The sequence below is a fragment of the Streptomyces sp. NPDC127595 genome, assembly GCF_042671685.1.
Taxonomy (GTDB): Bacteria; Actinomycetota; Actinomycetes; order Streptomycetales; family Streptomycetaceae; genus Streptomyces.
In genome coordinates this window covers 1035637-1060897 of record NZ_JBHXWK010000001.1, presented here as the reverse complement: position 1 = coordinate 1060897, position 25261 = coordinate 1035637, and the positions used below count along the sequence as shown (strand labels likewise).

The following is a 25261-nucleotide window of genomic DNA, read 5'->3' as shown; positions in this document are numbered from 1 at the left end:
TCGCCGTCGTTCAACCGTTGGGTTGAACGCGGGTTCCACCTCCCGCCCGTCGGCCGCTCCGTAAGGGCGACGCGCGACGCCTCCCGGTGGCAGCAGAATCACTCCTGACCATGGCGCCGTGGCCCGTACGACCTCACCCCCGCAGAGAGGTGCTTCAGCGTGTCCAGCTTCATCAGCAGGCGACGTGTGCTCGCCACCGGTACCGCCCTCGGTCTCGGAGCGCTCGGCGCCACCACGGCCCCCGCCGCCGCGGCCTCGCCCGCCGCATCCCGGTCCGCCACCGTCGCCGAGGAGACCAGGACGCTCGACGAGCTCTACGAGACCGCGCTGGCGGAGGACGGCAAGCTCGTCATCTACGCCGGCGGGGACTTCCAGGCGCAGCAGGAAGCCACCAGGCAGGCCTTCCGCAGCCGCTTCCCCGGTATCGAGCTGACGCTGATCGTCGACTACAGCAAGTTCCACGACGCCCGCGTCGACAACCAGTTCGCGACCGACACCCTCGTCCCCGACATCGTACAACTGCAGACGCTGCAGGACTTCACGCGCTGGGACGATGAAGGCCGTCTGCTGCGCTACAAGCCGGCCGGCTTCTCCAAGGTCTACGACGGTTTCAAGGCCCCGAACGGCTCCTGCGTCGCCGTCCAGGCGAACGCCTTCAGCTTCATCTACGACATCGCCGCGGCCGGGGCGGACGCCCCGAAGACCCCGCTCGACCTGATCGACCCGAAGTGGAAGGGCAAGATCGCGTCGCGTTACCCGCACGACGACGACGCGACCCTCTACCTCTTCACGAAGTACGTCGAGAAGTACGGCTGGGAGTGGGTGGCCGCGTACGCCGCCCAGGACAACCAGTACCTGCGGGGTGGTCTGGCGGTGGACGCCGTCGTCGCCGGGCAGAGGACGATCGCCGTCGGCGTGGGCGGCTCGCCGCTCCAGTCCGCCACCTCTCCCACGAAGCTGATCGTCCCCGACGGCCACCCCTTCATCGCGTGGGGCCAGCGGGCCGCGATCCTCAAGCAGGCGAAGAACCCGAACGCCGCCAAGCTCTATCTGAACTGGCAGCTCTCGACCGCCCGGCAGCAGACGACCGCCAACGGCTGGTCGGTACGCACCGACATCACGCCTCCGGCGGGCATGAAGCCCCTCTGGGAGTACCCGGACGTCCACCTCGACTTCCCCCAGTTCATGGCCGACCGCGCCGAGGTCGAACGCCTGAAGCAGACCTTCGCCCTGTACTTCGGCGAGGTCACGGGCGACGCCACACCGGGCTGGCTGGGCCTGCACCCGGGCGCCTAGCGGCAGTTGGAGCTGTTGGTCCGTCCGTGCTCGGACCGGAGGGACCAACAGCCCCTCTCTTCACGTGAGTCATACAAACCGCCGATAGACTCACTGGCCGGGCCGAAGGGATTGGCCCGCCGGAGGGAATCTGCCGTGCCCGACTGCGTTCCGCCGACCGTTCGTGGCGGTCGCCCCACCCTGGCGCACCTGTCACACCTCGCGTTCTTCCTCGTGGTAGGTGCCTCCCTCGTCCGGCTCGCCCGGCTCAACTCCCCACTGTGCTGGCACATAGTGACCGTCAGCGTGCTGCTGGCAGTGGTGTACGCGGCTGGGCTGGCGTTGCTCGACCGGCTCGGTCCGCTCGGGCGGGGTGCCTGGATCCCGTCGCTGCTCGCGCTGTGGACCCTCCTCATCTGGATCGCTCCGGTGCCGCTGACATCGGACTACGTGTGGTGTGCCGTCCCGCTCGCCTGCGCGGCACTGCGTGTGCTCGGCGGCCGCTCCGCGGTGGCGGCGGTGGCCGCGATCAGCGTCGTACTCGTCCTGGCGCTGATCCGCTCGCACGGTCCGTTCGGTACGGAGCTCGTGCTGATCCCCGTGGCGGCCGTCTGGGGAACGGTCGCCCTCTACCGCGCCCAGCAGCGGGATGCCGCGGTCCGCCAGCGCCTGGTCGAGGAACTGCGCGACACGCGCGGCATCCTGGCGAGGCAGCAACGCCAGGCAGGTGTGCTGGCCGAGCGGACCCGGATCGCCCGCGACCTGCACGACACCCTCGCCCAGGATCTCGCCGGCAGTCTGATGCTGCTGCAGGCCGCCGAGCGTGACTGGGACAGGCAGCCGGACGTGGCACGGACGCGCGTCCGTGCCGTGGCTGACGGCCTCGACACCAACCTCGCCGAGACCCGGCGGATCCTCCGGGACCTGACCCCCTCCGACGTCGCCGAGACAGGCCTGGAGGGCGCGTTGCGTCTGCTGTGCGCCCGTTCCGACGCGGGCGGGACCGCGGCCCATGTGCGGTTCCGTTCGGTGGGCGAGCATCAGCCGGTTCTTGACGAGCAGGCAGCCGTGGCCCTGTTCCGCGTCGCCCAGAGCTCGCTCGCGAACGTACGCGAGCACTCCCACGCGGTGAACGTGCTCATCACACTGCGCCGGCAGCCGGATCAGGTGGACCTCGAGGTGTCCGACGACGGAATCGGCTTCGACCCGGCCCGGATCCTCCTGACCGACGCGCGGACGGGCCGCGGATTCGGGCTCCCCGCCGCCCGCGCACGCCTGCGTGAGTACGGCGGTGACCTCGACGTCAGCAGCACACCCGACGGAGGAACCACGATCCGAGCCACGGTGTCCGTACGGCCCCGGCTCCAGATGCCGGCGCCCCTGCCCCCGGTGACCGCCGGATGACCGCCGAGCCGGTGCGCGTGCTCATCGCGGACGATCATGCCGTCGTACGTGCCGGGCTGCGCGCCCTCCTGGACGGCGAACCGGACCTCGATGTGATCGCCGAAGCCGGCAGCGGTGAGGAAGCTGTCCGGCTGGCCGCGCACTTGATGCCGGACGTCGTCCTGATGGACCTTCGCTTCGGTGGCTCGGGAAGCGGGATGGACGGCGTCGAGGCCATCCGGCGGCTCGCCGTCGAGGCGCCGAAGGTGGCGGCGGTGATGCTCACCAGCTTTGCCGGACGGGCCGATGTCGTGCGCGCGCTGGAGGCGGGCGCCCGGGGTTATGTGCCCAAGGCCGGGGCGCCCGAGGAGTTGTTCCGGGCGGTCCGCACCGCGGCCACGGGCTCCGTGGGGCTGGCTCCGGAGATCGTCGGTGAACTCGTCGGCCAAGTGGTCAGCCCGGACCAGGAGTTGAGCCGGCGCGAGATCGAGGTCGTCCGCCTGATGGCGGCGGGCCACAGCAACCGTGCCATCGCCGAGGCGCTGTTCCTCAGCGAGGCCACGGTCAAGACCCACCTCGTCCGCATCTACCGCAAACTCGAGGTCGCCAACAGGCCGGCCGCCGTCTCGGAAGCCGTACGCAGGGGACTTCTCGAACTCACCTGACGTGCGAAGGGCCCGGCCCGCGTGCCACGGCATTGTCAGTGGTGGCGGGCAAGATGACGGGCATGACATCACCAGTTGCAGTGATCGTGGATGCCGCCGCCTACGCGCAGGCGGTCGAGGACGCGGTGCGGGCGGCGGCCGGCTACTACGCGGGCGGCACCTCGGTGCTGGACGACGACGCCTATGACCGACTGGTGCGTGGCATCGCGGCGTGGGAGGCCGACCATCCCGATCAGGTGCTGCCGGACTCGCCGACCGGAAAGGTCGCCGGCGGCGCCGCGGAGGGCGATGTGCCGCACACGGTGGCGATGCTGAGCCTGGACAATGTGTTCTCGGCCGAGGAGTTCGCCGCCTGGACGGCGTCGCTGGCCCGCCGGATCGGCCATGACGTCGGGCAGTTCAGTGTCGAACCGAAGCTGGACGGTCTCGCGATCGCGGCTCGTTACACCCGCGGCCGTCTGACCAGGCTGATCACGCGCGGTGACGGGACGGCCGGGGAGGACGTCTCGCACGCGATCGGCACCATCGAGGGTCTGCCGGACGTGCTGACCGAGCCGGTCACGGTGGAGGTGCGCGGCGAAGTCCTGATGACCGCGGCGCAGTTCGAGCACGCCACCGAGGTGCGTACCGCGCATGGCGGGCAGCCGTTCGCCAACCCGCGCGGCGCTTCGGCGGGCACTCTACGCGCCAAGGACCGCGCCTACACCGTGCCGATGACGTTCTTCGGCTACGGTCTGCTGCCGCTGCCCGACACCGAGGAGGCGCTCGCGACGCGGCTGGGCGGGCTCGCGCACAGCGACCTCATGACGCAGGCGGCCGGTTTCGGGGTGAACACCACGGCGACCACCGCTGTGCCAGGCACCACCGCCGGCACGGTCGAGCAGGTACTGGCCCGGGTCCAGGAGATCGCCGCGCTCCGCGCCGAGCTGCCGTTCGGGATCGACGGGATCGTCATCAAGGCCGATCTCGCGGCCGACCAGCAGGCCGCCGGATCCGGTTCACGCGCCCCGCGCTGGGCGATCGCCTACAAGCTGCCCGCCGTGGAGAAGATCACCCGGCTGCTGGAGGTGGAGTGGAACGTGGGCCGCACCGGCATCATCGCCCCGCGCGCGGTGCTGGAACCCGTCGAGATCGACGGTGCCACCATCACGTACGCCACCCTGCACAACCCCGCCGACATCACCCGCCGTGACCTCCGCCTGGGCGACCACGTCATGGTCCACCGGGCCGGCGACGTCATCCCCCGCGTCGAAGCCCCCGTCGCCCATCTGCGCACCGGCGAGGAACAGCCCATCGTCTTCCCCGAGGTGTGTCCCCGGTGCGGCTCCGGTATCGACACCAGCGAACAGCGCTGGCGCTGCGAGAACGGCCGCAACTGCCATCTGGTCGCCTCCCTGTCCTACGCCGTCGGACGTGACCAGCTCGACATCGAGGGCCTCGGCACGACCCGCGTCGTCCAGCTCGTCGAAGCGGGCCTGGTCGCCGACCTGGCCGACCTGTTCGCCCTCACCCGCGAGCAACTGCTGAGCCTGGAGCGGATGGGCGAGACCAGTACCGACAACCTCCTCACCGCGATCGGCACGGCGAAGACGCGGCCGCTGTCACGCGTCCTGTGCGCGCTGGGCGTCCGCGGCACCGGCCGCTCCATGTCCCGTCGGATCGCCCGGTACTTCGCCACCATGGACAACGTCCGCGCCGCCGACGCCGACACGATGGAGCAGGTCGAGGGGATCGGCACGGAGAAGGCTCCGACCATCGTCGCCGAGCTCGTCGAACTCGCCCCGCTCATCGACAAACTCGTCGCAGCCGGGGTGAACATGACCGAGCCCGGCGCCACCCCGCCCGCCCCTGCGTCCGACGACGACGCGGCGAGCGGATCCGCCGAGGCGTCGGGCGGACCGCTGGCCGGGATGACGGTCGTCGTCACCGGTGCGATGACCGGCGCGCTGGAGAAGCTCAGCCGCAACCAGATGAACGAACTGATCGAGCGCGCCGGCGGCCGCTCCTCCTCCAGCGTCTCCAAGAAGACCAGCCTGGTCGTCGCCGGAGAGAACGCGGGCTCCAAGCGGGCCAAGGCCGAGACCCTCGGCATCAGACTGGCCGACCCCGACGAATTCGCCGCCCTCGTCGCCGACTACTCCGACTGATTCCTCACGCTTCTCGAGCGAGCCGTCTCCCAGTCCTGAGCACCTCTCTGCTCAAGCAGTGTTGCCGGCGGCCGTGAGCCGGAGCTGGAGATCCACCTCCTGGTCGCCGGAGGCCGATCCCGTCGCCTCGACGGCGAAGCCCGAAGCGAGAGTCTCGCGCAGCCGGCCGACGGCCACGGGACCGCCCTGGAGGTCGGCCGTGACGGAGCCCGCCAGGATCGTTCCGGACAGCGGCGCCGCGCCGTGCGGTACGAGAAAGGCGCTGGTCCAGGTGTCGGGGTGGGTGTCGGTGACCTGCGCCGGCGTGTCGTCGCCGCGATCGGAGGCGAAGCGGGAGCCCAGCGCCCGGAACACGGTGTCCGCGTCGGCAGCCGAACAGGCACCCAGCACCACCTGCACCAGATCGGGGGACGATGCCTCCGCGGCGCTCGGGTCGCCGGAGGGCTTGGCTGACGATGTGTCGTTGTCGCTCATGGTGTCCGGTCTCTCCAGTGTCGTCTTGGGTCACAGTTCACGCAGTGCGGGCAGGAGCTCCTTCTCGGCCCAGGCGATGAAGGGGAGTTGCTGGTCGCCGCCCACTTGGACGAGGGCGATCTCGGTGAATCCGGCTTCCGCGTAGGGGCGTACGGCATCGACGAAGAGGTCGACATCGTTGCCGCAGGGGATCGTGGCCGCCACGTCCTGCGGAGTGACGTACTCGGTCGCTCCGGCGAATCCCGAGGGACCCGGGAGTTCGGAGTTCACCGGCCAGCCCCCGACGGACCAGCGGAACTGGTCGTGGGCGCGGGCGATCGCCGCGTCCCGGTCGGTGTCGTAGCAGACCGGCAGCTGGCCCACACGGGGCTTGCCGCTTCCGCCGTGCCGGTCGAAGGAGTCGAGCAGTTCGGGCTTGGGCTCGGTGGCGATGACCAGGTCCGCGAGTCGGCCGGCGAGCGAACAGGAGAGCTCGCCGGAGACGGCCACGCCGATGGGCGGCAGCTCGTCCGGCAGGTCCCAGAGCCTGGCGTTCGCCACGTCGAAGTGGGCGCCCTGGTGGTTGACGTTGTCTCCCGCGAAGAGGGCCCTGATGATCTCCACCGCCTCTTCGAGCATCTCGATGCGAATCCGCGCAGAGGGCCAGCCCGCGCCCACCACGTGTTCGTTGAGGTTCTCTCCGGATCCGAGTCCGAGCCGGAATCGCCCCTGGGAGAGCAGTTGCATGGTCGCGGCCTTCTGCGCGATCACGGCCGGGTGATAGCGGACGGTCGGACAGGTCACGTAGGTCATCAGCGGGATCCGCTCGGTGGCCTGCGCCGCCGCGCCGAGCACGCTCCACGCGTAGGGAGCGTGGCCCTGGGACGCGAGCCAGGGGAAGTAGTGGTCGGAGGTGACGGAGAAGTCGAAGCCCGCCCGCTCCGCGGCCACCAGGTCGTCCACGAGGGCACGGGGTCCGGCCTGCTCGGTCATCATCGTGTAGCCGATTTGCACCATAGTGAGCGGGTTGCCGCCCCAGCCCCTCCCGAAACATCGCCGGGCCGGGCTGTCGTTCCCTCAACCGGTGCCTGGCTGTCGCCTCACGGCCCCCGCCTGCCACAATGGTGTCAGCACTGGTGTTCGGCGGAAATCGCCTCGGACCATGGAGGAGCCCTGTGCCACTGCCCTCGAAGCCGTTGCGGAAACTGGGCTTCCTGACCATCGGGCTGTTCGACGGAGACGACCCCGGCCAGGGCCATGAGTCGACGCTGGAAATCATCGAGCTGGGTGAGCGGCTCGGATTCGACAGCGCGTGGGTGCGACACCGTCATCTCCAGTACGGCATCTCCTCCCCGGTCGCCGTGCTGGCGGCGGCCTCACAGCGCACCAGCCGCATCGAACTGGGCACCGCGGTCATCCCCCTGGGGTGGGAGAACCCGCTCCGGCTGGCCGAGGACTTGGCGACGGTCGACATCCTGTCCCGGGGCCGCCTCAATCCGGGCCTCAGTGTCGGCCCGCCCACGCACTACGACCGGGTCAAGGGCGCGCTCTACCCCGACACCGCCGACGCGGAGGACTTCAGCTACGACCGGATGGAACGGCTGCTGGACCTCGTGCGCGGGAAACCCGCCACGGACTTCAGCGGTGTCGAGGGCTTCGAAGTGTTCTCCGACCGCGTCCAGCCCCACTCCCCCGGCCTGGGGAAGCGCATGTGGTACGGCGGCGCAAGCCTGCGCTCGGCTCGGTGGGCCGGCGAACACGGCATGAACTTCCTGACCAGCAGCGTGGTGAAGGCGGAGGAGTCGGAGGACTTCACCGAGATCCAGCTCTCGCACATCCGGGCCTTCCGCGACCGGCATCCCGACGGCGACCGCGCCCGAGTCTCCCAGGGCCTCGTCGTCATCCCCACCGACAGCGCCACTGCGGAGCAGCGCGCGAAGTACGAGGAGTACGCCCGCAAGCGGACCCCGCGTACCGCCACGCCACAGGGGCCGGCGCGCATGATGTTCGCCCCCGACCTCGTCGGCAGCAGCGAGGAGATAGCCGAACGGCTCTACGCCCACGCGGCATTCCGGGAGGTCGACGAGGTGGCGTTCGCGCTGCCCTTCACCTTCGACCACGAGGACTACGTCCAGATCCTCACCGACATCGCCACCGAGCTGGGCCCGCGCCTCGGCAGGCCGTCCACCGGCTGAAGGGGTCACCCCGCCGGAGGACGGCCCGGCGCGACACCGTCGAGGACGGTGTCGATGACGTCGCACACGAACCGGTCACTCAATGGCGCGTGACCGTGCAGGAGCCGGTGGTAGACCGGACCGTAGAGCAGGTCGAGTACGACCTCGATCTTGGTGTCGGCGGAGGTCTCGCCGCGTTCGATCGCACGCCGGAAGATCTCCCGGGCCTGGTCCCGACGGGGTTCGACGAAGCGTGCGTGGTACTCCTGGGCGAACTGCCGGTCCGTCTGCACCTGGGTGAGCAGGGCCGCAACCACACGTCCGTACGGACGCCGGTCGGCGAGCCCCACCCAGGGGCGCAGGAGGCTGCGCAGGTCACCGCGGAGCGATCCGGTGTCGCGGGCCGGCTGGACATCGGCCCATTCGTGATAGAGCGCGTCCGCCGCGAGGGTCTCCTTGGTAGGCCACCAGCGGTAGATCGTCGCCTTGCTGACGCCCGCCCGAGCGGCGACCGTGTCCATGCTCACGGCGGACAGACCACGCTCCAGGAGAAGTTCCCCCGCCGCGTCGAGAATGGCCTCGCGGGCCTTCTCGCTGCGCGGTCTGCCGCGCTGTGGGGCCGCCTCCTGCCGGTCAGGCTTCACGCGCGGCTCCGGCTGGTTCGCGCTCCGGCACGTCGACGGGGTGCGCACCGGCCGGCCGGTGGGGTTCCGCGGCCGTGTGGTCGAGGACCTCGTAGAGGGAGGCGATGTCGCGGTGCGCGTAGCCCATCTGTTCCGCCTTGGTCAGCATGGTGTCGGTGACGGAGGCCGAGGGAACCGGAAGGCCGAGGTCGTCGGCGGCTTCCAGGACGAGCCCGATGTCCTTGTGCATGAGCTCCACATCGAACCACCCCTGTTCGGGCAGGTCGAGGATGAGCGGGACGCGCGCCTGCACAGTCGGCGAACCGATGGCGCTGGTGGCCATAACCTGCGCCGCCAGTGTCCGGTCGATTCCGCCGCGTTCGGCCAGCAGGACACCCTCGCTGAAGGCGAGGATCTGTGCGGCGAGGCTGATGTTGATGGCGAGCTTGAGCAGCAGTGCCTGGCCGTTCGGGCCGACGTGCGTGACCGTGCGCCCGAGTCGGTGGAGCAGCGGCTCGACCGCGTCGAAGGCCTCGTCCGGGCCGCCGACCATGATGGCGAGGGTGCCGTCGGCGGCGGCGGTGACGCTGCCCGAGACGGGGGCGTCGAGCAGGGTGGCGCCCAGGGCCTGCACACGCTGTGCCAGTTCCCGGCTGGCCTGCGGGCTGACCGTGCTCATGTCGACGTAGATATTGCCTGGGGCCAGTCCGGCGAGAATCCCGTCCGGGCCGGCGGTGACCGCCTCCAGGGCCGCGTCATCGGTGACCATGCTGAAGACCACCTCGGCCTCCGCGGCGACCTCGCGCGGGGTTGCGCGCCAGGCCATGCCCTGGTCCATCAGCTCAATGGCCCTGGACTGGGTGCGGTTCGTGCCGTACACCTGGTTGCCGTCCAGCAGGCGTCCGGCGATCCGGCTGCCCATGGCGCCCAGACCGACGAATCCGATCGTGGCCATGGTCGTCACCTTCCTTCGGTCTCTTCGATCTCGCTGATGTCCTGTTCGGTGAGTTCCAGGTCCGCGGCGGCGACGACCGGGTCCACCTGGGCGGGCCGACGGAATCCGGTGATCGCGCCGTCCACAGCGCTGTTGTGCAGGGTCCACGCGACCGCGACGGCCCCCGGGGTCACGCCGTGCCGGTCGGCGACGACCTGGAGCCGGGCGACCAGTGCCAGGTGCCGCGAGAGCTGCGGTTCGGCGAACCGCGGGTCGCGGGCGCGCCAGTCGTCCGCGGGGAGCTGCTCGATGCGCTCGCGTGTCATCGCGCCGGTCAGCAGGCCGGAGCCCATCGGCGAGTAGACGATGACACCGATCCCCTCGTGCTCGGTGAAGGGCAGGATCTCGGCCTCGACCTCGCGGTCGACCAGCGAGTACTGCGGCTGAAGGGTCTCCACAGGTGCGATCGCCTGGATACGCCGAAGCTGCCCGACGTCGAAGTTGGATACGCCGATGTGGCGGACCAGCCCCTGCTCCTTCAGTTCAGCCAGGGCGGACCAGCCCTCCTCGATGTCCTTCTCGGGGATCGGCCAGTGGATCTGGTACAGGTCGATGGCGTCGACGCCGAGCCTTGTCAGGCTCGCCTCGGCCTCCCGCAGGACCGAGTCCCGCTTGAGGCTGTGCCGGACACGGCCGGTGCCGTCGTCGAGCAGCGAAGCCTTGGTGAACACGTACGGCCGCTCGGTCAGGCCCGCTATCGCCCGGCCGACGACCTCCTCGGACCGGCCGAAGCCGTAGGCGGCCGCGGTGTCGATCCAGTTGACCCCGAGCTCCAGCGCCCGGTGGATCGCGGCCACCGACTCGTCGTCCTCCTGCGGACCCCAGCCGAACTCCCAGCCGCCTCCGCCGATCGCCCACGCCCCCACGCCCACCCGGGTGATCTCCATACCGGTGGCGCCCAGCCCGCTCGTCCTGAGCTTCGTCGAGTACATCGCTCCTCCAGTGCGTCGGGGAGACCGGACCCCACGGGTCCAGAGCACCCTCCCCGCATAACAAAACTAAACTGTCAGTTTTGAAATGACAACGGGAAGCCGGACATTTCGTGCAAAAAACCAAAGGGGGGTCGTTGGCGACGCCTGCAGCCGTCGGCGGCCGGAACTGTACGCGCCGCTCCGTCGTCCCCCTTCCCGGGAAGCCGGTGATCGTCATCGTTCCGCTGGGCACGAATCGAGGGTGGAGACGGATGACAGGCACGGTGACGGACACCCGGCGCACCGGTGACCCGCGGCGGACACCCGGCAGGCGCGGGCGGACGTGGGGACTGCTGGGCTGCGGGCTCGCGCTCACCGTTCCCGCCGGGCTGCTCGTCGTACGGCTGACGGGACTTGACTCGGGAAGTCCCCTCGCGGTGCCCATGGTGCTCTTCCCGTACTCGGCCCTGCTCAGCGTGCTGGTGCTGGGCGTCGTGGTCGCCGTTCCCGCGCTGCGCTCGCGGTGGGCGGTGGCGGTGGTTGCGGCTCTGGTGGTCGTACAGGCGGGGCTGCTGGTGCCGCGGTTCGTTCCCGAGAGCCGTCAAGTTCCGCCGGGCGCGGCGGAGTTGCGAGTCGCGACCCTCAACACCGATGTCGGCGGCGCCGATCCGCGCGCGGTGGTGGAGCTGGTCCGCACCGAGCGGATCGATGTGCTCGCGCTGGAGCAACTCCCGCCCGCCGGGGTGGCCGCGCTGGACAAGGCGGGTCTGGCCGCGCTGATGCCGTACCGCGAACTCCACCCGGAGTACGACTCCTCGATCTACTCGCGGCGCCCGCTGTCCCACGGTGGTACGACGGACTCGGACACCGCCTGGCCCCAGACCATCGCCGAGCTCACCGTTGCCGGACGTACGGTGAAGTTCGTGGCCGTCCACACCTACTACCCGCTGGGCGACGCGGGCCGCTGGACGCGGGACATGACCGCCCTCGCCTCCCTGGCCCGGCACAGCGGCCCCGACACCGTGTTCCTCGGCGACTTCAACGCCTCCCTGGACCACACCCCGATGCGAAGACTGCTGGCGGCCGGGCTCACCGACACCCACTCCGAACTCGGCCACGGGTGGCCCCGCACCTGGCCGGTCGGCCTTCCGGTCGTGCCGCCGCTGGTCCAGCTGGACCACGTCCTGCACGGCTCCGGCCTGGCGGGGGTCTCCGTGGGCGAGCACACGGTGCCGGGCACGGACCATCGGGCCGTCGTGGCGGTACTGGCGCTGCTTCCCGCCTAGATGTTCTCCCCACAGAGGCTGGTGACAGTGCGCGGGTGGTAGGTGGGACCGGCTGGAGGCGATGTTGCTCGCCCGCCCAGCCTGCGCCGATGGCGTCGCTCATGGGCGAGGTGCTCGCTCCTCGTCAGACTTCCTGGCTGCGGACTCGGAACGTGGTGCGGTACGCCTGGGGTGAGACCCCGATCGCCGCGTGCAGGTGCTGCCGCAACGAGTTGCCCGTGGCGAAGCCGACCTCCGTCGCGATCCGGTCGACGGTGAGGTCGGTGGTTTCCAGGAGGTGGCGGGCGTGGTTCACGCGCTGCTGGGTCAGCCAGCGGCCGGGGCTGGTGCCGGTCTCCTCCTGGAAGCGGCGGGAGAAGGTGCGCGGGCTCATCCGGGCGTGTGCGGCGAGTTCCCGCAGGGCGAGTGGCCGGTCGAGGTGTTCCAGGGCCCAGGCGCGGGTGGTGCCGGTGCCGTCGTTGCCCTCCGCAGGCATGGGCTGGACGATGAACTGGGCCTGGCCGCCCTCGCGCCAGGGCGGCACCACGCATTGGCGGGCGACCTGGTTGGCGATGGCGCTGCCGTGGTCGCTGCGCACCAGGTGCAGGCATGCGTCGATCCCGGAGGCGACACCGGCCGAGGTGAGTACGTCGCCGTCGTCGACGAACAGCACGTCGGGGTCCAGGGCCACGTGGGGGAACAGTTGGCGGAATTCGTCCGCGAGTGCCCAGTGCGTGGTTGCGGACCGTCCGTCGAGCAGTCCGGCGGCGGCCAGGGTGAACGCGGCGGTGCACAGGGAGACGATGCGGGCATGGGGGCGGATGCGGGCGAGCGCCGAGCGGACCGGCTCGGGCAGGTCGGCCGTGAAGCGGCTCAGGTCGAAGGGCGGGAGGACGACCGTGTCAGCGCTCTCCAGCACCTCGGGCCCGTGGTCGAGGGTGAGGGTGAGTCCGGTGCTGGTCGTGACCGTGCGGTCCTCGGTCGCGGCGCAGCTCACCACCTCGTAGGCCCCCGGAAGCCCGGCGTAGCGGACTCCGCCGAAGACCCGTTCGGGGATGCCCAGGTCGAAGAGGTACACGCCGTCGAGCGCGAGGACGACGACCCGGTGCGGCGGGCGGTCGGAGGTGGTGGAAGGTTCCAGCTCAGCCATGGCACGATTCTATGGGTTAATGACCATATTGCCATTGGCGAGGTCAGAGCCCCTGCCGCAGGCTGGATGCATGATCACGAATGCGGATACACACACCAGGACGAACTCCATGCAGGCCATCAGCCAGGACAGCCTCGGGGGCCCGGACGTGCTCCACCCGGTCGAGCGCGAGCGCCCGGAGCCCGGCGTCGGACAGATCCTTCTCGCCGTACGCGCCGCCGGGGTCAACCCCACCGATATCCAGCACCGCGGGCTCGGCCTGTTCCTGGGTGAGCCGCCCTTCACGCTCGGCTGGGACGTGTCCGGTGTCGTCGAGGCGGTCGGCCTGGGCGTCTCGCTCTTCGAGCCGGGCGACGAGGTGTTCGGCATGCTGCCGTACCCGAACGGGGCCGGAGCCTACGCCGAGTACGTCACCGGTCCCGTCCGCGCCTTCGCGCCCAAGCCCGCCGCGCTGAGCCACGCCGAGGCGGCGGCGCTGCCGATGGTGGGCCTGGTCGCCTGGCAGGCGCTGGTCGACACCGCGGAGGTGCGACCGGGGCAGCGGGTGCTGGTACTCGGAGCGGCCGGCGGTATCGGGCACGTCGCGGTGCAGGTCGCCAAGGCGCGGGGCGCGTATGTGATCGGCACGGCGTCCGGCGACAAGTGCGACCTCGTGCGCGGCCTGGGGGCGGACGAGGTCATCGACTACCGCACCGCCGATGTCGCCGAAGAGGCCCACGAAATCGACGTGGTCCTCGACGTGGTCGGCGGCAAGGACCGGCTGCGCGCACTGGAGACGCTCAGGCCCGGCGGCGTTCTGGTCTCCAGCCTGCCCGTCGAATTCGAGGAAGTGACCGCCCGCGCCGCCGAGTTGGGGGTGCGGGCCACGAACCTGGTCGTCGAGCACGACCGTGGCGCCATGGCCGGCCTCGCCGCGCTCGCCGCGGCCGGGCAGCTGCGCCCGCACATCGCCGCCACCTTCCCGCTCGCCGAGGCCGCGCAGGCCCACACGCTGGCCGAGGCGGGACGCAGCACAGGAAAGCTGGTGCTCACCGTCGGTCCGGGGACCGGGAGCGCGTCGTGACGACGATCGGCTTCATCGGCGCGGGAAATGTCGCAAGCCAGGTCGCCCGCAAGGCCGTTCAGGTCGGCTACGAGGTCATTCTCAGCAACTCGCAGGGGCCCAGGACGCTGGCGGACCTGATCGCCGAGCTGGGACCCACGGCACGGGCGGCGACCGTCATCGAGACGGCCACGGACGCAGACGTCGTCATGGCCGGTATCCCCATGTCGGCGTACCGAGACCTGCCCGTCGCACCGCTTCGAGGCAAGATCGTCATCGACGCCATCAACTACTACCGGCCTCGCGACGGCCGCATCCCCGCACTGGACACGGGCGAGATGACCACCTCCGGTCTGGTGCAGCAGCACCTCGAGGGCGCCGAGGTCGTCAAGGGCTTCAACCACATCGCCGCGGCCGACATCACCACCGACGGCCGCCCCGCCGGTACTCCCGGACGGCGAGCACTCACCACCGCCAGCGACTTCCCCGAGGCTGCCGAGTTCGTCGCGGAACTCTACGATCAGTTCGGCTTCGACACAGTGCACCTCGGCCCGCTCTCGGAGAGCTGGCGCGCCGAGATCGGCCGTCCGGCCTTCCTCACCGCGCTGGACACCGCCGCTCTGCAGGCTCGCCTGGCCGAGGCTCATCGGAAAGTGTGAAGCGCCGCAGCGTGCCCTGACCGGCAACGGCTGCTGCTACCACTCCCGCACCTGGGCTGCCACACGGCACGGGTCACCGGACCAGGTGTGCGCAAGGCCGCCGCACCGCAGCGGACCGCGTGGTAGCTTCCGTATACAAGTTGTATGCGATCTCTGGGGGTAGTGGTGGCGTCCGGTCGGGAGAAGGCGTACGCGTACCTCAAGGACACGGTGCTGACGGATCCGGCGATGCAGGGAGAGTTCCTTTCGGAGCAGGACATCGCCGACCGGATCGGGGTCTCACGCACACCGATCCGGGAGGCACTGCTGCTGCTCGCCGCCGAGGATCTCGTGCAGCTGGTGCCCAAGCGGGGCGCGCGCGTGGCGCCGCTGTCGGGCCGGGAGATCTCCGAGTTGATGGAGCTGCGCGGGATCGTCGAACGGTACGCGGCACAGCAGGTCATCGGCGCGGAGCGGACCCCGCTGCGGGAGCTGGGCGAACTCCTCCAGCGGCAGCGCGAGTTGAAGGGTCCCGACCAGGCCAAGGAGTTCATCGCCGTCGACCACCTCTTCCACTCCACCCTCGTGTCCGCCGTGGGCAACGCACTGCTCGAACGGCACTACGACGGGCTGCGCAGCCGGCAGGTCAGGGCCGGGGTGGTGGCGCTCTACAACCAGCACGGCCGCCAGGAGTCGGTGCTCCATGAGCACCAGGACATCCTCACCGCGCTCACGGCCGGTGACGCGGCGGCCGCGTGCGCCGCGATCGACAGTCATCTGCAGTCGACACTGAAGGTGCTGCTCGCCGGTTAGGCAGAGGCGAGCGAGTCACTCCTGCGGGTGTGTGAGACGAGCACGGTGACGTCCTCGGCCGTCTTCCAGCGGCCGTAGACGTCACCCCTGCGGGTACGTGAAGACGAGCATCGTGACGCCCTCGGCCGCCGTCCAGGGGCCATGGGGCATCCCCGGTGGCCGACAGGCGTACGAGCCCTGCGGGAATGTCTCGTCGAGGGTGAGGTCGTGCAGACCGCCCTCAAGGATCCAGACCTCTTCCCAGAAGTCGTGCCTGGTCACACCGTCGGCGGACGTGTCGGTGCCCGGCGCCCACCGGACGAGCGTGGTGCGGTGCGCCCCGGCCGGGTCCTCGGCGAGGACGCGCTCCTCGACCCCCTCGGCGGCACCGGCCGGCGAAGTCCAGGGTCCCGCGGGCAGGTGGAACTCCAGCTCGGGTTTGCTCATGAGTCCCGCCCCAGGCGACGGTTGGCCAGCACCGACGTCTTCTTGCGGACCGCCGCGACCTCGTCGACATCCAGGTCGGCGATCAGCAGGCCCGGCTCTGCCTCCAGCCCCGCGCGTACGGTCCCGTCCGGACCGACCACCATGCTGTGCCCGATGCCGGTGGGCGCCGTGGAGTGCGGCGCCACTCCCCCGGCCGCCGGGTCGGCCTGGTCCACGGCCGCGACCCAGAGGGTGGCGTCCAGCGCGCGGGCTCGGACCAGCAGTTCCCACTGGTCAAGCTTGCCCGGCCCGGCCCCCCAGGACGCCGCCAGCAGCGTCGAAACGGCACCCGCGTCGGCATGCGCCCGGAACAGTTCGGGGAAGCGGACGTCATAGCAGGTGGCCAGCCCCATGCGTACGCCGTCGATGTCGACCGTGACGATCCGCGAGCCCGCGGCGACCGTGTCCGACTCGGCGTAGCCGAAGGCGTCGTACAGATGGATCTTGTCGTACGCCGCCTCGACGCCCGGCCCGGTGGCCAGCAGGGTGTTGGCCACCCGACCGTGCGGAGCCGGGGTGAACATGCCCGCCACCACGACGATGCCGGCCGCCGCGGCGATGGCGCGGACCGCGTCCGCCCAGGGGCCGTCGAGCGGCTGCGCGAGGGGGGCCAGGGGGGTGCCGAAGCAGGCCATCGACGCTTCGGGGAACACGACGACGCGCGCTCCGGCGGCCGCGGCGCGCCGGGTGGCCTCCTCGATGAGTGCGAGGTTCTTGTCGGGTTCGGGTCCGCTGGTGAACTGGCTCAGGGCGATTCGCACGGTCGGCCTTTCTGCGTCGGGACGGATGCGGGCGGGGAACGGCGCGGGATCAGGAAACCCCGGCCGCGGGCTCGGGGGCAGGTGCGACGCGTGCCGTCTCCTCGTCCGTGGCGTTGTCAGCGTCCCGGCCCAGCGAGAGGCCGGCGATGGTGACGGCCGCGGCGACGGCGATGTACAGCGCCAGCGGAACCCAGCTGTCGTACGAGCTCAGCAGTGCGGTGAACAGCAGCGGTGCGACCGCGCCGCCGATGAGGCCGGCGAGCGTGTAGGCCAGCGAGGAGCCCGTGTAGCGCAGCCGCGGCGAGAACTGCTCGGCGATGAAGGCCGCCTGCGGTCCGTACATGACGGAGTGGATGGCCAGACCCACGACGACGCCGAACGCGAGGAGCGGCCAGCTTCCGCCGTCGGCCATCAGGAAGAACACGAACGGCCACACTCCCGCTGCCACCGCCGCGCAGCCGTACAGCAGACGCCTGTTGACCCGGTCGGACAGCGCTCCGGCGAGCGGGATGAGGAAGATCTGGAGTGAGGAGCCGATGAGTACGGCGGCCAGTGCGGAGCCGCGCGCCATGCCCAGTTCGCCGGTGGCGTAGGTGAGGACGAAGACGGTGAACATCGCGTAGAGCACGTCGGGGCCCACGCGGCAGAGGATGGCCGCGCACAGGGCGCGGGGCTGGGTGGTGAAGACCTCGCGGATCGGCGCCTCGGGCCGGGTCTGTTCGGCCTGCATCGCCTTGAACACCGGGGTCTCCTCCAGTTTGGCCCGGATCCACAGGCCGAAGCCGACCAGGACGCCGGACAGCAGGAACGCCACGCGCCAGCCCCAGGACAGGAACTGGTCTTCCGTCAGGAGTGCGCCGAGTGCGGCCAGGACGCCGTTCGCCAGGAGGTTGCCCGCGGGCGGTCCGACCTGTGCGGCGGAGGCGTAGAAGCCGCGCTTGCCCGGGTCGCCGAACTCGCTGGACAGCAGGACGGCGCCACCCCACTCGCCGCCCACGCCGACGCCCTGGGCGAAGCGGAGGACGACCAGGGCGATGGGCGCGGCGACGCCGACGGTGCCGTAGGCGGGCAGCAGGCCGATCAGGAAGGTGGCCGCGCCGATGAGGATCAGCGTGGCGATGAGGACCTTCTTGCGGCCGATGACATCGCCGAGCCGGCCGAAGACGAAACCGCCGAGGGGACGGGAGAGGTAGCCGACGGCATAGGTGGAGAACGCCAGGAGGGTACCGGTGAGCGGGTCCTCGGAGGGGAAGAAGAGGTCGCCGAAGACCAGAGCCGCGGCGGCCGAGTAGACCGCGAAGTCGTACCACTCCAGGGAGGTGCCGGTCAGGCTGGCGAAGAAGGCGCGGCGGATGCCGGAGCGGCCCGGCGGCGGCGCCTCGGTGGCCTGCTGGGTGTGCTGCATGCTGCCTGTTCCTTGCGTCGGGGGACGTCGACCTTTCGGCATACTTCTTGTATACAGGTCGTATGCGCAACCCCTGCGCCGGAAGTTAACCGCTTCGAAACCGACATCTTCAGGAGTTCCCGTGGCCGTGCTGACCTTCGAACTGCCCGACGGTTCCACCCGTGACGTCGATGTCCGGCAGGTGCTCAACGCCGGATACGCCGGGCGCAGCCAGGAGGACGTCGCCGCGCACGTCGCCGAGCTGGCCGAGCTCGGGGTGCCCGCGCCGTCGGTGACCCCGGCGCTCTATCCCGTCTCCCCCTATCTCGCCCAGCAGACCGACACGGTCGCCGCCCAGCATGCCCGCACCTCCGGCGAGGCCGAGTGGGCCCTGATCGTCGCCGCGGACGGAGAACTCCTGCTCAGCGCCGCCTGCGACCACACCGACCGGGATCTCGAGGTGCACGGGGTCGCCTGGAGCAAGAACGCGGGCCCCGACGTGATCGCTCGCCGCGCCTGGCGGCTGGCCGACGTCGAGGCGCGCCTCGACGCGCTCACCCTGCGGGCCTGGGTCACCCACGACGGCAAGGAGACCGAGATCCAGAACGGCACGCTCGCCGAGCTGCTCACGCCGGGCTACTGGGCCGAAGTGCTGCGCTCCCGGGGCGACTTGACCCCCGGCACCGTCCTCATCTCCGGGACCATCCCGATGACCGAAGACGTGGACCAGTTCGCCGAGACCTGGCGCGTGGAGCTGGGCGACCCGGCGACCGGGGACACCATCGAGCTGGCCTACGACGTGATTGCGATGCCCGAGCCGATCGGCTAGGACAGGTCCTAGGGGCGCCGGAGCCCCGTAGCGGCGGCCGGTGCTCCGCTACGGGCCGGTCCTGCCGAGGTCAAGGCGTCCGATGTGGGCCACGTTCTCCAGGTCGTCGGCGTCGGTACCGGCCTCGGCGGCGAACCAGGCGTCGAGGATCTCTTTGAGCAGTGGCTCGGAGGTCAGCCGCAGGCTCAGCGCCAGCACATTGGCGTCGTTCCAGCGGCGCGCGCCGTCCGCTGTGTACGCGTCCGTGCACAGGGCCGCTCGTACACCTGGCACCTTGTTCGCGGCGATGGACGCGCCGGTGCCGGTCCAGCAGCAGACGACCGCCTGGTCCGCGGTCCCGGCGGCGACCTCACGGGCCGCCGCCTCCGAGCAGAACGCCCACTGGGCGCTGTCACCGGGCTCGAGCGCCCCGTGCGTCAGTACCTCGTGGCCGCGGCCACGCAACTCCGTGACGAGGTGCCGGGCCACGGGTTCGTCCATGTCCGAGGAGACGGAGATCCGCATGCTTGGAAGACTACTCAGCGGATGAACCGGATGGGCTCGGTCCTGTACGCAGACCCTGCTCGGCGTGATCAACTGGCAGCACAGTGGTGGCGCAGGCCCGCTGCCGCCGTAGCTTCGCCCGACACCGCGCGGGTGTACGGAGAGGGGAAGACGTGACTGAGAGCCTGCACCCGGACGGATCGGCAAGGCTGAACACCTCGGTGGCCCACAACGCCCGGGTCTGGAACTACTGGATCGGTGGCAAGGACAACTACGAGGTCGACCAGCAGGTGGGCGAGCAGGTCGCCGCCATGTTCCCGGTCATCCGGGACGTCGCTCGCGCCGATCGCGAGTTTCTCGGGCGTGCGGTCACCTACCTGGCCGCCGACTGCGGGGTGCGGCAGTTCCTGGACATCGGCACCGGACTCCCGACGATGGACAACACCCATCAGATCGCCCAGCGCATCGCGCCCCAGTCGCGGATCGTGTACGTCGACAACGACCCCATCGTCCTCGTCCACGCCCGTTCGCTGCTCACCGGTACCCCGGAGGGGATCACCGACTACATCGACGCCGACGTCCACCAGCCGGACACCATCGTCCAGGGCGCCACGGCGTCCCTCGACCTCGACCGGCCCGTCGCGGTCATGATGCTCGGCATCCTGAACTTCGTCCTCGACACCGGGCAGGCACAGGACATCGTGCGCCGCGTCATGGCCGCGGTCCCCTCCGGCAGCTACCTCGCCCTGACCCACCCCACCACCGACGCCGACCTCGGCGGCGAGGGCAACGTCGAGGCCATGGCCTTCTGGAACAAGAACGCCACCCCGCCGATCACCGCCCGCAGCCGGGCGGAGGTCACCGCCTTCTTCGACGGCCTGGACCTGATCGCGCCGGGAATCGTCGCCTGCTCGCAATGGCACGCCAAGGCCGAATCCCCCGCCGCGCTCCCGCAGTTCGGCGCCGTCGCCCGGAAACCCTGACCGCGCAGAGACGAGCTGTCCTCTCCGACCGCGGCAGTCACTGGGCACTCAGGACTTACAGCGTTGCGAAGGACAGCTTCACCGTGCTGTGAGCGTCCGAAAATGCGCGCTGGCAACCTCATGGGTCGGCTCGTCCAAGGACTGTCCCGTAACTGTTCTCGGTCAGGTCACGGCTTGTCCGGATCGATACCGATGGCGCCGGCAGAACGGAGCGCGTGGCCCAGGTCTCCGGTGAGGATGCGCGAGTGCCGGCGCCACCACCACAGGTCCGCGTAGGGAGCGGCTGGAACTGATCAAGGGCCTGGCCGTAGCCCTGAACTGGTCGTCCATCGCCTTGATCCTCGGTGTCCAGAGCTGGAGGACGTGGTCCTCCAACAGGAGCCACGCTCCGTGGAGCCGGCACCGTACGGGCCAAGTGCTCTGCGGAGACCGCCCTTTACGTCCAGCTCGGCGGGGAGCTGGACGGTGGGCTGCGCCCGGCCGCTGCGAGAGAGACGCCCCGAAGGGAAGTCCTTTCGGGGCATATTGTCAATGTACCAATCAGCCGAACCGTATTGAGATCGTTTATCCATTCTGTAGGCTCCCCCCTGTCATGACTCGGACCGCCACTTCCAGGCACGGTCCGTCATCACTCACACGCCGGGGACCCCAGTGGCACTCCACGCACGAACCTCACCACCCGCGAGCCGTCCGCCAGGTCAAGAGACGGTTCCCAAGCGCCGGATGTCGCTGCGGACGATCCTGTTCGCACTCGCCTTGGTGCCCTGCCTGGTCCTGGTCGCCCTGGCAGCGACGGACTCGGCCCAGCAGTACGGGGAGTGGCGTGAGGTCCACGACCGGCAGGGGTCGACAGAGCGCTTCACCGAGCCGCTTCTCGGCGTCATCTCCGCGGCGCAGACGGAGCGGCGGCTGACCTCGATGGCGCTGTCGGCTCCCCGGGCGGACCGGTCCGAACTGACGCGTCAGCGTGGGCTCACCGACACAGCCGTCCGACGCCTCGACGCGCTGTCCGGTTCCGTACCGGAGGATCTTGGCGAAACGTTCCGGAAGCTCGACCAGGCCATGCGGCGACTGCCCGACCAGCGCGACGCCGTGGACCAGGGATCCGCCGATCCGGATCAGACCTTCGACGACTACACCGAGATCATCACCTGGGACCTGGAGTTGTCCGAGGGCTTCAGCAACGTGGGCTTCGGCGAACAGGCCGAGCTCAGCCGTCCGACGTTCGACGCCGCATGGGGCCTGGAGATGATCGCGCGCGAGGACGCGATCATCGCCTCCGGGGTGGCAAGCGGTCGGCTCACCGACGACCAGCGCTTCCAACTCGCCGGCGCGATCGGCGCCCAGGCACACATCTACGACGACAAGATCGTGGCGGAGCTGCCCGCGCCGTTGGCCAAGTCCTACGAGAGCGTGTTCTCCAGTGCCGACTGGAAGGAGAAGGTCCGGACCGAGACGGGCCTCCTCAGCACCGAGAAGGAGGACGAGGCCGGCCGAACCCCCGTGGCCGCCTCGGTCGGCGAACAGTGGCAACAGATCCGCACTGACATCACGCCCGAGCTGGAGAAGGCCGGCGACGCGGTCGCTTCCGGCCTCGACGCCGTCACCAACGGCGAACTCGACGGCCTGGTGCGCACCTTGATCATCACGGCCGCCACGAGCGCGGCGGCCGTGCTGCTGCTGCTCCTGTTCACACTGCGGCTGACCGGAATCCTGCGCCTGCGGATCTTCGCGCTCCGCTCGGAGGCCCTGGAACTGCAGACCCGGCTGCCCGACATGGTGGAGCGGCTGCGCCGGGGCGAGAAGGTCGACACCGACGCCGAACTGCCCGAGATCCACCACGCCGACGACGAACTCGGCCAGCTCGGCCAGGCCCTCAACCAGGCCCGCGGTTCGTCCCTGGAGACCGCCGTACGAGAGGTCGAGCTGTACCGCGGCTTCGAGCGCCTGCTGCAACGTATCGCCAGGCGGACCCAGTTGCTCATCGGCATGCAGCTCAGGCGGCTCGGTGAGATGCAGCGCGAGCACGAGGACCCCGCGGTCCTCGAAGGTCTCTTCGACCTCGACCACCTGGCGGCCCGGCTGCGCCGCTACGAGGAGAACCTGGTCATCCTCGGCAACGGACAGCCGCAGCGCCGCTGGCGCAGGCCCGTACTGCTGCTGGACGTCCTGCGTTCCGCGCAGAGCGAGGTGCAGGACTACCGCCGCATCCGGATCGATATCGACGGCGAGGCCTGGCTGTCCGAGCGCGCCGTCGGTCCCGTGGCACACGTGCTGGCGGAGCTGATGGAGAACGCGGTGTCCTTCTCCAAGCCGCCGACGCCGGTCGAGGTGACCGTGTCCCAGGTGGGCCGCGGCGTCGCGATCGAGATCGAGGACCGCGGCATGGGCATGGAGCCGGCGCAGTACGACGCGGCCAACGCGCTGATGGCCGAACCGCCCCGGATGGACGTCATGTCCCGCGCCGACGACGCCCGGCTGGGCCTGTACGTCGTGGCCCGGCTCTCCGCCAACCTGGGTCTCAAGGTGGAGCTGCGGCCCTCGTCCTTCGGGGGCACGCGAGTGGTCGTCCTGGTGCCCGGGGAACTGATCACCGACGGCGGACCGCTCCCGGCGGAGATCCCGGCCGACGCCTTCCATGCCTACCCCGACCAGCTCGCGCTGCACAGCACGCCCGTTCAGGCGGACACCCACCCCGATCCACGGCCGCGGCTCCGGCCCGGCGACCGGGAGGAGTTCACCCGTCCGCTCGTCGGTCCCTGGATCGAGCCGCAGGTCCGGCCTGCTCCAACTCCGGCTCCGGCTCCGGCTCCGGCTCCGGCTCCGAGGCAGGCCAACGACCCACTGCCCCGGCGGGTACGGCAGGCCAGCCTCGCCACCGAGCTCCGGCAGCCTCCCCCCGCCCGCCCCGAAGCGTCGTACACGGACCCGGCCGATGCCCAGCCCCTGCCCCCTCTGCCCCGTCGGAACGGGGCACGCCCCGGCGCCACTGTCGGCGCCTTCCAACGCCAGTCCCGGGCCGCCCGGCTCAGACACACCCCCGATCACCAACCCGACGATCCCGCACCGGGACCCGAACGGACCCGGAAGGAAGACGGACGATGACTCTGCGAAGCACTGCCACCAACTCTGACCTCGACTGGCTGCTCGACCGTCTGGTCGATCAGGTTCCGGGCACCCGGAACGCCGTGGTGCTGTCCGACGACGGTCTGGTCGTCAGCCAGTCCAGCAGCATCGCCCGGGTCGACGCCGAACGCCTGGCCGCCATCGCCACCGGGCAGCAGAGCCTGGCGCGCGGAGTCGGCGAGGTGTTCGGTGGCGGTGCGGTCCGCCAGCTGATCATCGAACTCGACGAACTGTGGCTGTTCATCAGCTCCGCCGGCCGGGGCACCCACCTGGCGGTCGTCGCGGACCAGGAGGTGGACGCGGAGGTGATGGCTGTGGCGATAGACACCCTCGTACAGCAAGTGGGACAGCATCTGGGCACCGAAGTACGGGTCGTCCAGGGGCATACGCAGGACTGGGCATCCTCCCGCTCCGGCGTGGCAGGAACGGGGGGAGGACGTGAGTGAGACATTGGGCCGACGCGGCGGCGGATGACGATGACTCCGAGGAAAGCCTGGTCAGGGCATACACGATCACCCAGGGCCGCACCGCCTCGGTGCGGGGCGACCTCACCCTCATCACGGTGATCGCCACTGTCGCGGGCCTTGGCGACCAACAGGGCGACCGCAACCTGCAACCCGAACACCGGTTGATTCTGAAGCAGTGCCGCACACCCGTGGCGCTCGCCGAGGTCTCCGCCATGCTTCGGCAGCCCATTGCGGTCACGAAGATCCTCGTCGACGACCTGCTCGACATCGGACGAGTGGCGATCCGGCCACCGCTCACGGTGGTGGCCGGCGAGGAACCGGACTTGATTCTTCTTCAGGCGGTGAAGGATGCCCTACTCAGACTCTGACGAACAGCAGACCGGGGTACCGGCGTCGGAGGCGGGGACGGCCACGGCACCCGCCGCGATGAAGATCCTGATCGCCGGCGGGTTCGGCGTCGGCAAGACCACCATGGTCGGCTCCGTGAGCGAGATTCCGCCCCTGAACACGGAGGAGCAGCTGACTGTCGCGGGCCTCGGGGTGGACGACCTCGACGGAGTGGAGGACAAGACCACCACAACCGTAGCGCTGGACTTCGGCCGGATCACGGTGAGTTCCGAGCTCGTCCTGTACCTCTTCGGCACCCCCGGTCAGGAACGCTTCTGGTTCATGTGGAACGACCTGGTGCACGGTGCCCTCGGTGCCGTCGTCCTCGCGGACACCCGGCGACTCGAGAGCAGTTTCGCGTCGATCGACTTCTTCGAGAGCCGCCGCGTCCCCTTCGTGGTCGGCGTCAACTGCTTCCACGGTCAGCAGGACCGCACCGTGTCCGAGGTCAAGGACGCACTGGACCTCGACCCGGCCGTCCCCGTGGTCATGGGCGATCTGCGCGAGCGACGGGCGAGCCGGGATCTGCTGCTCGCCCTCGTCAACCGGCTGATGGGCGGTCGCGTGCCGCTCCCGATCCGCCATTGACACAGCGGTGCGGTCCGGGACAGCAGCCCCGGACCGCACTGTCGCCGCACTGACGCGGCCTCACAGACGTCGAGCCTCACGGACGTCGAGCCTCACGGACGTCGAGCCTCACGTCGTGGCGAGCCGGCGGCTCCGCCGTCGACGTGTCCTGCTGGACGGTGACCGGGCCGGCCCGGCTTGTCGCTCCTTCGACTAGATCGAAGCGCCGCGGCCCTGGGGCACCGAAATCCACGGGCGTTTCGATCAGCATCCGGG

The 25261-nt window shown here is 70.3% G+C and carries 25 protein-coding genes; 15 read left to right on the top strand and 10 right to left on the bottom strand.

What is annotated here, in order from left to right; translation table 11 throughout:
- The first annotated feature begins 159 nt into the window (after positions 1-159).
- The 4 genes from ACFVKT_RS04535 (at position 160) to ligA (ending at position 5470) form a co-directional block, all read left to right on the top strand.
- Complete coding sequence (locus ACFVKT_RS04535) at positions 160-1296, top strand: ABC transporter substrate-binding protein (protein ID WP_385727428.1); 1137 nt, start codon at positions 160-162, stop codon at positions 1294-1296.
- 135 nt (positions 1297-1431) lie between these two features.
- A complete protein-coding gene (locus tag ACFVKT_RS04530) occupies positions 1432-2679 on the top strand; it encodes a sensor histidine kinase (RefSeq protein ID WP_385727426.1) in 1248 nt (415 codons plus the stop codon).
- Positions 2676-3323 (top strand): response regulator, encoded by a 648-nt coding sequence (locus tag ACFVKT_RS04525; protein WP_385727424.1) that lies wholly within the window; start codon positions 2676-2678, stop codon positions 3321-3323. Before ACFVKT_RS04530 ends, ACFVKT_RS04525 begins: the two co-directional genes overlap by 4 nt.
- Before the next feature lie 62 nt (positions 3324-3385).
- Positions 3386-5470: an NAD-dependent DNA ligase LigA gene (gene ligA / locus ACFVKT_RS04520; protein ID WP_385727422.1), complete on the top strand. Its 2085-nt coding sequence runs from the start codon at positions 3386-3388 to the stop codon at positions 5468-5470.
- A 51-nt stretch (positions 5471-5521) separates the two neighbouring features.
- Here the strand turns inward: ligA and ACFVKT_RS04515 are convergent, their stop codons facing one another.
- A complete protein-coding gene (locus ACFVKT_RS04515; protein WP_385727421.1) occupies positions 5522-5944 on the bottom strand; it encodes a hypothetical protein in 423 nt (140 codons plus the stop codon).
- 30 nt (positions 5945-5974) lie between these two features.
- Positions 5975-6940: an LLM class F420-dependent oxidoreductase gene (locus ACFVKT_RS04510; protein WP_385727419.1), complete on the bottom strand. Its 966-nt coding sequence runs from the start codon at positions 6938-6940 to the stop codon at positions 5975-5977.
- Positions 6941-7098: 158 nt separating this feature from the next.
- On the opposite strand from ACFVKT_RS04510, the gene ACFVKT_RS04505 reads away from it, so the two are divergent.
- On the top strand, positions 7099-8118 hold the full coding sequence (locus ACFVKT_RS04505; RefSeq protein ID WP_385727417.1) for an LLM class flavin-dependent oxidoreductase: 1020 nt from the start codon (positions 7099-7101) through the stop codon (positions 8116-8118).
- 5 nt (positions 8119-8123) lie between these two features.
- Here the strand turns inward: ACFVKT_RS04505 and ACFVKT_RS04500 are convergent, their stop codons facing one another.
- From ACFVKT_RS04500 to ACFVKT_RS04490, 3 genes are read right to left on the bottom strand one after another with little or no spacing between them, the layout of a single operon-like run.
- The gene (locus ACFVKT_RS04500; RefSeq protein WP_385727415.1) at positions 8124-8741 is read right to left on the bottom strand and encodes a TetR/AcrR family transcriptional regulator; all 618 of its coding nucleotides are present in this window, start codon (positions 8739-8741) and stop codon (positions 8124-8126) included.
- A complete protein-coding gene (locus tag ACFVKT_RS04495; protein WP_385727413.1) occupies positions 8731-9675 on the bottom strand; it encodes an NAD(P)-dependent oxidoreductase in 945 nt (314 codons plus the stop codon). Before ACFVKT_RS04495 ends, ACFVKT_RS04500 begins: the two co-directional genes overlap by 11 nt.
- A gap of 5 nt (positions 9676-9680) precedes the next feature.
- The gene (locus ACFVKT_RS04490) at positions 9681-10646 is read right to left on the bottom strand and encodes an aldo/keto reductase (RefSeq protein WP_385727411.1); all 966 of its coding nucleotides are present in this window, start codon (positions 10644-10646) and stop codon (positions 9681-9683) included.
- A 251-nt stretch (positions 10647-10897) separates the two neighbouring features.
- On the opposite strand from ACFVKT_RS04490, the gene ACFVKT_RS04485 reads away from it, so the two are divergent.
- The gene (locus ACFVKT_RS04485; RefSeq protein ID WP_385727410.1) at positions 10898-11911 is read left to right on the top strand and encodes an endonuclease/exonuclease/phosphatase family protein; all 1014 of its coding nucleotides are present in this window, start codon (positions 10898-10900) and stop codon (positions 11909-11911) included.
- 124 nt (positions 11912-12035) lie between these two features.
- On the opposite strand, the gene ACFVKT_RS04480 is transcribed toward ACFVKT_RS04485, so the two are convergent.
- Positions 12036-13040 (bottom strand): GlxA family transcriptional regulator, encoded by a 1005-nt coding sequence (locus ACFVKT_RS04480; RefSeq protein ID WP_385727408.1) that lies wholly within the window; start codon positions 13038-13040, stop codon positions 12036-12038.
- A gap of 70 nt (positions 13041-13110) precedes the next feature.
- Here ACFVKT_RS04480 and ACFVKT_RS04475 point away from each other — a divergent pair, with 70 nt between their 5' ends.
- From ACFVKT_RS04475 to ACFVKT_RS04465, 3 genes are all read left to right on the top strand, one after another.
- Positions 13111-14103, top strand: a complete 993-nt coding sequence (locus ACFVKT_RS04475; protein ID WP_385727406.1) for an NADP-dependent oxidoreductase — start codon at positions 13111-13113, stop codon at positions 14101-14103.
- The gene (locus tag ACFVKT_RS04470) at positions 14100-14741 is read left to right on the top strand and encodes an NADPH-dependent F420 reductase (protein ID WP_385727404.1); all 642 of its coding nucleotides are present in this window, start codon (positions 14100-14102) and stop codon (positions 14739-14741) included. The genes ACFVKT_RS04475 and ACFVKT_RS04470 overlap by 4 nt, the downstream gene beginning before the upstream one ends.
- A 165-nt stretch (positions 14742-14906) precedes the next feature.
- Positions 14907-15533 carry a GntR family transcriptional regulator gene (locus tag ACFVKT_RS04465; protein ID WP_385728141.1) on the top strand — a complete coding sequence of 209 codons (627 nt, stop codon included), beginning with the start codon at positions 14907-14909 and terminating at the stop codon, positions 15531-15533.
- An 81-nt stretch (positions 15534-15614) separates the two neighbouring features.
- On the opposite strand, the gene ACFVKT_RS04460 is transcribed toward ACFVKT_RS04465, so the two are convergent.
- The 3 genes from ACFVKT_RS04460 to ACFVKT_RS04450 are packed head-to-tail and all read right to left on the bottom strand — an operon-like array spanning position 15615 to position 18164.
- Entirely contained in the window at positions 15615-15959 is a 345-nt protein-coding gene (locus ACFVKT_RS04460; protein WP_385727402.1) for a cupin domain-containing protein, read from the bottom strand.
- On the bottom strand, positions 15956-16759 hold the full coding sequence (locus ACFVKT_RS04455; RefSeq protein ID WP_385727400.1) for a nitrilase-related carbon-nitrogen hydrolase: 804 nt from the start codon (positions 16757-16759) through the stop codon (positions 15956-15958). Before ACFVKT_RS04455 ends, ACFVKT_RS04460 begins: the two co-directional genes overlap by 4 nt.
- A 49-nt stretch (positions 16760-16808) precedes the next feature.
- Positions 16809-18164 carry an MFS transporter gene (locus ACFVKT_RS04450; RefSeq protein WP_385727398.1) on the bottom strand — a complete coding sequence of 452 codons (1356 nt, stop codon included), beginning with the start codon at positions 18162-18164 and terminating at the stop codon, positions 16809-16811.
- Positions 18165-18285: 121 nt separating this feature from the next.
- Here ACFVKT_RS04450 and ACFVKT_RS04445 point away from each other — a divergent pair, with 121 nt between their 5' ends.
- Complete coding sequence (locus ACFVKT_RS04445) at positions 18286-18972, top strand: DUF2848 domain-containing protein (protein WP_385727396.1); 687 nt, start codon at positions 18286-18288, stop codon at positions 18970-18972.
- Between the two features lie 48 nt (positions 18973-19020).
- Here ACFVKT_RS04445 and ACFVKT_RS04440 read toward each other — a convergent pair whose 3' ends face one another.
- Positions 19021-19476, bottom strand: coding sequence for an RpiB/LacA/LacB family sugar-phosphate isomerase (locus ACFVKT_RS04440; protein WP_385727394.1), 456 nt, complete (start codon positions 19474-19476; stop codon positions 19021-19023).
- A gap of 152 nt (positions 19477-19628) precedes the next feature.
- Here ACFVKT_RS04440 and ACFVKT_RS04435 point away from each other — a divergent pair, with 152 nt between their 5' ends.
- The 5 genes from ACFVKT_RS04435 to ACFVKT_RS04415 all read left to right on the top strand — a co-directional run bounded on the left by ACFVKT_RS04435 (position 19629) and on the right by ACFVKT_RS04415 (position 25006).
- Complete coding sequence (locus ACFVKT_RS04435) at positions 19629-20438, top strand: SAM-dependent methyltransferase (protein WP_385727392.1); 810 nt, start codon at positions 19629-19631, stop codon at positions 20436-20438.
- A 723-nt stretch (positions 20439-21161) separates the two neighbouring features.
- Positions 21162-23543: a nitrate- and nitrite sensing domain-containing protein gene (locus tag ACFVKT_RS04430; RefSeq protein WP_385727391.1), complete on the top strand. Its 2382-nt coding sequence runs from the start codon at positions 21162-21164 to the stop codon at positions 23541-23543.
- The gene (locus ACFVKT_RS04425) at positions 23540-24010 is read left to right on the top strand and encodes a roadblock/LC7 domain-containing protein (RefSeq protein ID WP_385727389.1); all 471 of its coding nucleotides are present in this window, start codon (positions 23540-23542) and stop codon (positions 24008-24010) included. The genes ACFVKT_RS04430 and ACFVKT_RS04425 overlap by 4 nt, the downstream gene beginning before the upstream one ends.
- Positions 24007-24399: a DUF742 domain-containing protein gene (locus tag ACFVKT_RS04420; RefSeq protein WP_385727388.1), complete on the top strand. Its 393-nt coding sequence runs from the start codon at positions 24007-24009 to the stop codon at positions 24397-24399. The genes ACFVKT_RS04425 and ACFVKT_RS04420 overlap by 4 nt, the downstream gene beginning before the upstream one ends.
- Before the next feature lie 58 nt (positions 24400-24457).
- Positions 24458-25006, top strand: a complete 549-nt coding sequence (locus tag ACFVKT_RS04415; protein WP_385728139.1) for an ATP/GTP-binding protein — start codon at positions 24458-24460, stop codon at positions 25004-25006.
- The last annotated feature ends 255 nt before the right edge of the window (positions 25007-25261 follow it).

Bases quoted from the DNA above. Each gene is read 5' to 3' on its own strand.
- ACFVKT_RS04450 (WP_385727398.1), bottom strand. From the start codon at position 18,164: ATGCAGCACACCCAGCAGGCCACCGAGGCGCCGCCGCCGGGCCGCTCC.
- ACFVKT_RS04510 (WP_385727419.1), bottom strand. From the start codon at position 6,940: ATGGTGCAAATCGGCTACACGATGATGACCGAGCAGGCCGGACCCCGT.
- ACFVKT_RS04485 (WP_385727410.1), top strand. From the start codon at position 10,898: ATGACAGGCACGGTGACGGACACCCGGCGCACCGGTGACCCGCGGCGG.
- ACFVKT_RS04415 (WP_385728139.1), top strand. From the start codon at position 24,458: ATGAAGATCCTGATCGCCGGCGGGTTCGGCGTCGGCAAGACCACCATG.
- ACFVKT_RS04430 (WP_385727391.1), top strand. From the start codon at position 21,162: ATGTCGCTGCGGACGATCCTGTTCGCACTCGCCTTGGTGCCCTGCCTG.
- ACFVKT_RS04440 (WP_385727394.1), bottom strand. From the start codon at position 19,476: ATGCGGATCTCCGTCTCCTCGGACATGGACGAACCCGTGGCCCGGCAC.
- ACFVKT_RS04495 (WP_385727413.1), bottom strand. From the start codon at position 9,675: ATGGCCACGATCGGATTCGTCGGTCTGGGCGCCATGGGCAGCCGGATC.
- ACFVKT_RS04425 (WP_385727389.1), top strand. From the start codon at position 23,540: ATGACTCTGCGAAGCACTGCCACCAACTCTGACCTCGACTGGCTGCTC.
- ligA (WP_385727422.1), top strand. From the start codon at position 3,386: ATGACATCACCAGTTGCAGTGATCGTGGATGCCGCCGCCTACGCGCAG.
- ACFVKT_RS04480 (WP_385727408.1), bottom strand. From the start codon at position 13,040: ATGGCTGAGCTGGAACCTTCCACCACCTCCGACCGCCCGCCGCACCGG.
- ACFVKT_RS04460 (WP_385727402.1), bottom strand. From the start codon at position 15,959: ATGAGCAAACCCGAGCTGGAGTTCCACCTGCCCGCGGGACCCTGGACT.
- ACFVKT_RS04490 (WP_385727411.1), bottom strand. From the start codon at position 10,646: ATGTACTCGACGAAGCTCAGGACGAGCGGGCTGGGCGCCACCGGTATG.
- ACFVKT_RS04525 (WP_385727424.1), top strand. From the start codon at position 2,676: ATGACCGCCGAGCCGGTGCGCGTGCTCATCGCGGACGATCATGCCGTC.
- ACFVKT_RS04475 (WP_385727406.1), top strand. From the start codon at position 13,111: ATGATCACGAATGCGGATACACACACCAGGACGAACTCCATGCAGGCC.
- ACFVKT_RS04515 (WP_385727421.1), bottom strand. From the start codon at position 5,944: ATGAGCGACAACGACACATCGTCAGCCAAGCCCTCCGGCGACCCGAGC.